Source organism: Leucobacter sp. 7(1), from assembly GCF_900163635.1.
GTDB lineage: Bacteria > Actinomycetota > Actinomycetes > Actinomycetales > Microbacteriaceae > Leucobacter.
The window spans coordinates 1-5,639 of the sequence record NZ_FUID01000032.1 but is presented as its reverse complement, the minus strand read 5'-3'; the positions used below and the strand labels follow the sequence as shown (position 1 = coordinate 5,639).

At 64.9% G+C, this 5,639-nt stretch carries 6 protein-coding genes; 5 read left to right on the top strand and 1 reads right to left on the bottom strand.

Features of this window, described 5'->3' with window-relative positions:
* The 4 genes from FM113_RS18090 to FM113_RS07220 form a co-directional block, all read left to right on the top strand.
* Positions 1-413, top strand: a 413-nt coding sequence (locus FM113_RS18090) for a hypothetical protein (RefSeq protein WP_087013024.1), incomplete at its 5' end; no start/stop codon positions are given.
* Positions 410-2,227, top strand: a complete 1,818-nt coding sequence (locus FM113_RS07230) for a type IV secretory system conjugative DNA transfer family protein (RefSeq protein ID WP_087013022.1) — start codon at positions 410-412, stop codon at positions 2,225-2,227. The genes FM113_RS18090 and FM113_RS07230, both read left to right, overlap by 4 nt.
* Positions 2,228-2,271: 44 nt before the next feature.
* A complete protein-coding gene (locus tag FM113_RS07225; protein ID WP_087013020.1) occupies positions 2,272-2,736 on the top strand; it encodes a single-stranded DNA-binding protein in 465 nt (154 codons plus the stop codon).
* Positions 2,737-2,745: 9 nt separating this feature from the next.
* Entirely contained in the window at positions 2,746-3,354 is a 609-nt protein-coding gene (locus tag FM113_RS07220; RefSeq protein WP_254908913.1) for a hypothetical protein, read from the top strand.
* Between the two features lie 114 nt (positions 3,355-3,468).
* Here FM113_RS07220 and FM113_RS07215 read toward each other — a convergent pair whose 3' ends face one another.
* The gene (locus FM113_RS07215; RefSeq protein WP_087013018.1) at positions 3,469-4,992 is read right to left on the bottom strand and encodes a recombinase family protein; all 1,524 of its coding nucleotides are present in this window, start codon (positions 4,990-4,992) and stop codon (positions 3,469-3,471) included.
* A 35-nt stretch (positions 4,993-5,027) separates the two neighbouring features.
* On the opposite strand from FM113_RS07215, the gene FM113_RS07210 reads away from it, so the two are divergent.
* Entirely contained in the window at positions 5,028-5,576 is a 549-nt protein-coding gene (locus tag FM113_RS07210) for a hypothetical protein (RefSeq protein ID WP_369676689.1), read from the top strand.
* Positions 5,577-5,639 lie beyond the last annotated feature (63 nt).

Sequence of the window (5,639 nt, the reverse complement as noted above, 5' to 3'; positions counted from 1 at the left end):
TCGCTCCGGCCTGGCGACGCGACTCCTTCCCGACAATCCTCGACACCCTCACCGCGCAGTACCGGTCCCCGCTGCGGGTGCAGGTGCACGAGGCGGACGGGTCGACGTTCACCGACATCATCACCCCGCCCCGCGAACGCCCCGCGCCGAGACCGTGGGAAGTGCCACCCCCAGACGACGTCATGGCGGCGCCGGTGCGCGCGGTGCCGCCCGTGCTGCATCAGGTCGAAGGGGCGGGGTTCGTTCCAGGTGAGGATGTCGCCGTTGCGATCATCCACGCCCACACCGACGCCAGCAGCAACGGCACCGCCCGCACCCTCCTCACCACTGAACAGGCCGCTCTTTCGGTGACGGGTGAAGTGATCCTCCTCGGCCGCATCTCCGGCACCCTCACCATTGGCAGAATCCAATGAGTACTCCGCGGCAGGGTGGGGCGCTTGGGGATGAGCTGGCGAACCTCGGCATCATCGCTCTCATCGCCGCCGCGGTTCTCGCGGTCATCCTCCGCTTTGCGGGCACGATCACCGCCTGGGTCACCGGGGCCACGCAGCCGACCGGCGGGATCGATACCGGCCTCGGCGTGCTCCTGCAACCCGCGAACCCCGGCAGCGCGCTCGGTGCCGACGGGCTGAACCCGGTGGCCTACTGGATCGTCACCGGCATCCTCATCGTCGCGGTCGGGAGTGCGGGGTGGTGGGTGTGGCGGTTCTTCCGTGAGCACGCACGGCAGACGAAGGTCGCCCCGTACCGAATCGTCGGCATCGCCACCCGCACCGACGTCGCCACCGCTGCCTCTGAGAAAGCGTTGCTGCGTCGGGCCGGGCAACTCCGGCCCTCCATCGAGCAGCCTGCTGTCACCGATGTCGGCTACCTCCTCGGCGCATCGAGGAATGTGGGTGTGTGGGCGAGTGTGGAGGATTCGATCCTGCTGATCGGGCCACCCCGTTCTGGGAAGGGTCTGCATGTGGTCATCAACGCGATCCTCGATGCCCCCGGCGCAGTCGTCACGACCTCCACCCGCCCCGACAACCTCACCGCGACGTTGAAGGCGCGGGGCGTGGAGGGTCGGCCGGTGGCGGTGTTCGATCCGCAGCACCTCGCCGAAGGCGTCCCCGCAGGACTCCGGTGGTCACCAGTCCGAGGATGCGAGGACCCGTTGACGGCGATGATCCGCGCCACCGGCCTCGCCGCCGGCACCGGCCTCTCCGCTGGCGGTGTCGAAGGTGGGGGCTTCTGGGAAGGGAAAACCCGCACCGCCCTCCAAGCTCTCCTCCACGCCGCAGCCCTCGACCACCGCACCCCGGCTGAGTTGTTCCGGTGGACGCTCGACCCCGCTGCAGCGTCCGATGCGGTCGCGATCCTCACCACGAACCCCCGGGCGGCGACGGGGTGGGCGGATTCGTTGCAGGCGATGATCGACGCAGACCCCCGAACCCGCGACTCCATCTGGCAAGGCGTGTCCCTGTCTCTTGCCGCCCTCGCAGACCCGCGCGTGCTCGATGCCGTGAGTCCCGGCCCGGAGGAGCGGTTCGATCCGGAGGAGTTTCTGCGTAAGCGCGGCACCGTGTATCTGCTCGCGACGGGTGCGGGGGCGAACAACAGTGCCGCGCTGGTATCGGCATTCGTGGAAGACCTCGTCGAAGCCGCACGCCGCCTCGCCGCCCGCTCACCCGCAGCCCGCCTCGACCCGCCCCTGCTGCTCGCGCTGGATGAGATCGGCAACCTCGCCCCGCTGCCGTCGCTTCCGACGTTGATGGCAGAAGGCGGAGGTACCGGGATCACGACGATGCCGGTGCTGCAATCCCTCGCGCAGGCGCGGGAGAAGTGGTCGGATAACGCGGCCGGCGCGATCTGGGACGCCAGCATTGTGAAGATCATCCTCGGTGGCGCATCCAACTCGCGTGACCTTCAAGACCTCACCACATTGATCGGAGAACGCGACGAGATCACCGACTCCACCACGATCGGCGACCACGGCTCCCGCACCGCACAACGCTCCATCCGCCGGGTATCGATCATGCCGCCCGACGTGATCCGCACCCTCCCACTCGGCACCGGCCTGATCCTGCTGCGCGCCGCACCACCGATCGTCGCGAAACTGCGGGCCTGGACTCGCCGCAAGGACGCGAGCAAGCTGCAGAGTCAACGGCGTGCGGTGGAGGAACTGCTGCAATCAGGCACCCCAAGGGTCGACAGTGACGAGGGGGCGGTGGGCGCACCTGAGTGACAGAGCACCCCGACCGGGAGTGCCGCTGTCACGAGGAGTGTCCAATGGCTATCCAAACACAAGAGTCCCTGTCCGGGTTCATCGCGTCCAACCCGCACCTGTCGACCACGGAGAACGGGGATGCGCGGCTGTTCGTGAAGATCGGGCAGGAACACTACCGTCGCGAAGACGACGGCTCGTTCACGCAGACCGAGACCACCTTCCACGACCTCGTCGCGTTCCGGAAGACCGCCGAACGCGCTTATCAGCGTTTCGCCCATCGCGACCGTTTCGTCGCGGAAGGCTACACCCACTATTACGAGCGCACCGACGACAACGGGCAGACCGTCAAGGCGGAGGAGTTCGTCGCGAAGAAGATCGGGCACGACCTCGCCCGCACCCGCTACACCGTCGACCGCCCCCGACGCACACCAGCAACCGACTCACTGGATGCCGGACTCGAGGATGCTGCCCTGTCACCCGACGCACAACTCCGCGCGCCCACTGGCACACCTGCGGTCGGGCGGTGAGGTCGGATCATGGTCGATGAACTGCCCGACATGGGCGAAGTTGATCCGGGCGAGGCGGCGGAGGACGAGTTCGATGAGAGCTACGATCCGGACTCTGACGCTCCCGCCGCTGATGAAGATGACGCAGCGGGCCCGCCGGGGCCGGTGAACTGGAATCTCCTCACCGCCGACGCCGCAGAAGAAGAATGGCTCGCACTCAACGAATGGGTGCACTGGCTTCGCCACACCTACGGCCTCCCCGTCGCCGTCGTCCCACCGTTCTGGCACCGCCACCCAGCGTTGGTGTGGGAACTGTCCGCGTTGCACATCCACTGGCTGTGCGCGATCCACCCCGAAGCGAAGGGCTCCGCGATGCTCGTGTGGCATCGCGACTTCACCGAAGCCCAAGAACGCCTCCGGCACTGGACCGCCGCCTGCGGCACGCGCCTGACCACCGACCGCCCCACCCGCCGCATCGCCTGGCCCGGTGAACCCGATACCGACCCCATCGAAGACATCGTCATCCCGAACCGCGAGGAAGACTTCGTTGAGTACATGCACGCCGATGTGGAAGCGCGGCGGCGTGCCGAGGATCAGTTCATCGCAGGTCTCGTTCTTAGTACCGGGGAAGTGTCATGAGTGAACCCCTTACTGATGATGAAAGCCGCGAGTTCACTGCGCTGCGCGAGGCAGGGCGTGAACTCGGGGCTTCGTTCCTTCCCATCACGAAAGATCAGGGCGTGATTGTGCGAGCTATGCTAAGCGCCGCCACTGATAGGTCTCGGGTGTCACAAACCTCGGCGCGATCTTGATTCTCTCATAATCGAAGACGCCGCCCATGAGCCGCGACTTCTCAATCCGAATGTCCAGCAACATCTTGAGGAGTCGACGCTGTTCAAGTAGGTCAAGAAGGTCCCACGCCGCACGGATGTCATTGGCGTTGATGAGATCGAGAACAGCCTCATCCGCCACCGGAGGCACGGCTTCCCTTGCAGCTTGCTCGATTTGCGGAGTTAGCCGTTGTTCCACGTTCGCTAGCATGGCCAGACTGATCTTGCCCTCGGCATACTGCTCGGCGGCCTCGTCCAGCCGGTCGCGGAGAGTAGCCGCTTGCTCCTCCGCCTCACGGACACGATCACTCCAGTTGTCGTCTGGGCCGGCCAGGACGGCCAGGCTCTCGGGGGTCGAGAGCCAACTCAGTAAGGCTTCGAGCACATAGGCGTCCGTGCGCTCGACGTCGATACTGATGCGACGGCATCCGATGTGCTGGCACACGTAGTTGTTGCGGAGCTTTCCGTTCTTGCGTGGGATCACATTGAGAACTCTCGCCAGGAACCGGCCGCAGAACCCGCACCTGGCGACGAAAGATAGCAGCCACTTGGGATGGCTGTGATTGTCCTCCTCGACATACCGAGTTCGGCGAGCTTTGTCGGCCAGAACCCTATTGACCTTTTCCCACGTCTCGACAGGGATGATCGCAGGCCAGTCTGCTTCTCCGATGACCTCGCCCTGATACTTGCGCAAGCCTGCAACAGTTGGGCTGCGTATGATCTGCACCAGGGTTGCGTTCATCCAGCCACGAGACTTGTCGCTCAGCGGCTTCATCGGGGTCGGAACACCCTCGCGGTTGAGGCGTGTGACGATCCGATTCACTGGTACCCCGTGGAGAATCTCATCGACTGCGCTCGTTATGATCGCTGCCTTCTCGGGATCGATCTCCTGACGCAGCAACGCACCTGTGCTCGGGTCGTAGACCCGACGGTAGCCGTAGGGGAGCCTTCCATGCGGTCTGCCCTTTTGTGCGTTCAAACGTACCGTCCGGAGTTGCCGTTCTCGGATGACCGCGGCGTCCTTCTCCGCGGTAAGGAACTCGAGTCCCATCATGAATGCATCGTCGCTGCGGGCGAAGTCGTATACACGACCCTTAGTTAGATAGAGGACACCCGCAGCCTGGCACGCTGCGCGGAGCTGGATGTAGGCCGCGAGCTCGCGGCCGGCGCGAGATGGTTCCCATGTCACAAAGGCGGCGTACTGCCGGGATGCAATGAGTTGCAGGGCTTCCTCGAACCCTTCTCGTTCTCGGGTGCGCCATTGCGAGGCTGAGCGGTTGGCGTCGGTGATTACCCTGGCGACCTTCCACCCTTGTTGATCGCACCAGGAACGGCAGTCTGTCTCCTGGTCGTCAGTGGATCGCATGAGGTAGTGCCGATCCATCGATGCACGGGTGTAGATCAATGCGGCGGTGTCGGAAGGACGCGTGGCTGTGTTGGCTTCCATAGTGAGCAGGTGCTCCTTCTATATCTGCCTCAGCAATGCTGGGTGAGCCGACCAACGACCTCGATACGGACATGCTGGCTGCGATGGAGGATCTGCTCGATTCCTGGCCCGGCACCCTGATTGTGGTCAGCCACGACCGGTATTTCCTGGAGCGTGTCACAGATCAGCAGTACGCGATCTTGGATCACGGGCTGCGCCACCTCCCGGGTGGTGTGGATCAGTACCTGGAACTGCGCGCCGCTGAAGATCGAGCGGCAGTGGATGGAGCGGCGAACCCCGCGGCGAGCGGCGGATCCGGCACTGCGGGCGCGGCGTCGAAGGCCCCGAGTTCTGCGGCTGCGGCCCCGGCAGCCTCGGCGCTGAGTGGTGCCGAGCTGCGTGCCGCGCAGAAAGAGCTGAACGCGGTGGAGCGGCGCATGCAGAAACTGCAGCAGCAGATCGTGAAAGATCGGGATCGTCTCGCGACGCTCGATCAGAGCGACTACCAGCTGCTGAATACGGAAATGGCGAAGATCACGGCGTACGAGGCTGAGATCGGTGAGCTTGAGGAGCAGTGGCTGGATCTGTCCGAGCAGATCGGATAGTCGCGGGCCTAGGTGTAGTTCCCCGTGAGGTTGTGAACGCGTTCTGACGGGGTTTGTCCTCCG

Coding starts and splice junctions, on each gene's coding strand:
- FM113_RS07220 (WP_254908913.1), top strand. CDS start 2,746: ATGGTCGATGAACTGCCCGACATGGGCGAAGTTGATCCGGGCGAGGCG.
- FM113_RS07215 (WP_087013018.1), bottom strand. CDS start 4,992: ATGGAAGCCAACACAGCCACGCGTCCTTCCGACACCGCCGCATTGATC.
- FM113_RS07210 (WP_369676689.1), top strand. CDS start 5,028: ATGCTGGGTGAGCCGACCAACGACCTCGATACGGACATGCTGGCTGCG.
- FM113_RS07230 (WP_087013022.1), top strand. CDS start 410: ATGAGTACTCCGCGGCAGGGTGGGGCGCTTGGGGATGAGCTGGCGAAC.
- FM113_RS07225 (WP_087013020.1), top strand. CDS start 2,272: ATGGCTATCCAAACACAAGAGTCCCTGTCCGGGTTCATCGCGTCCAAC.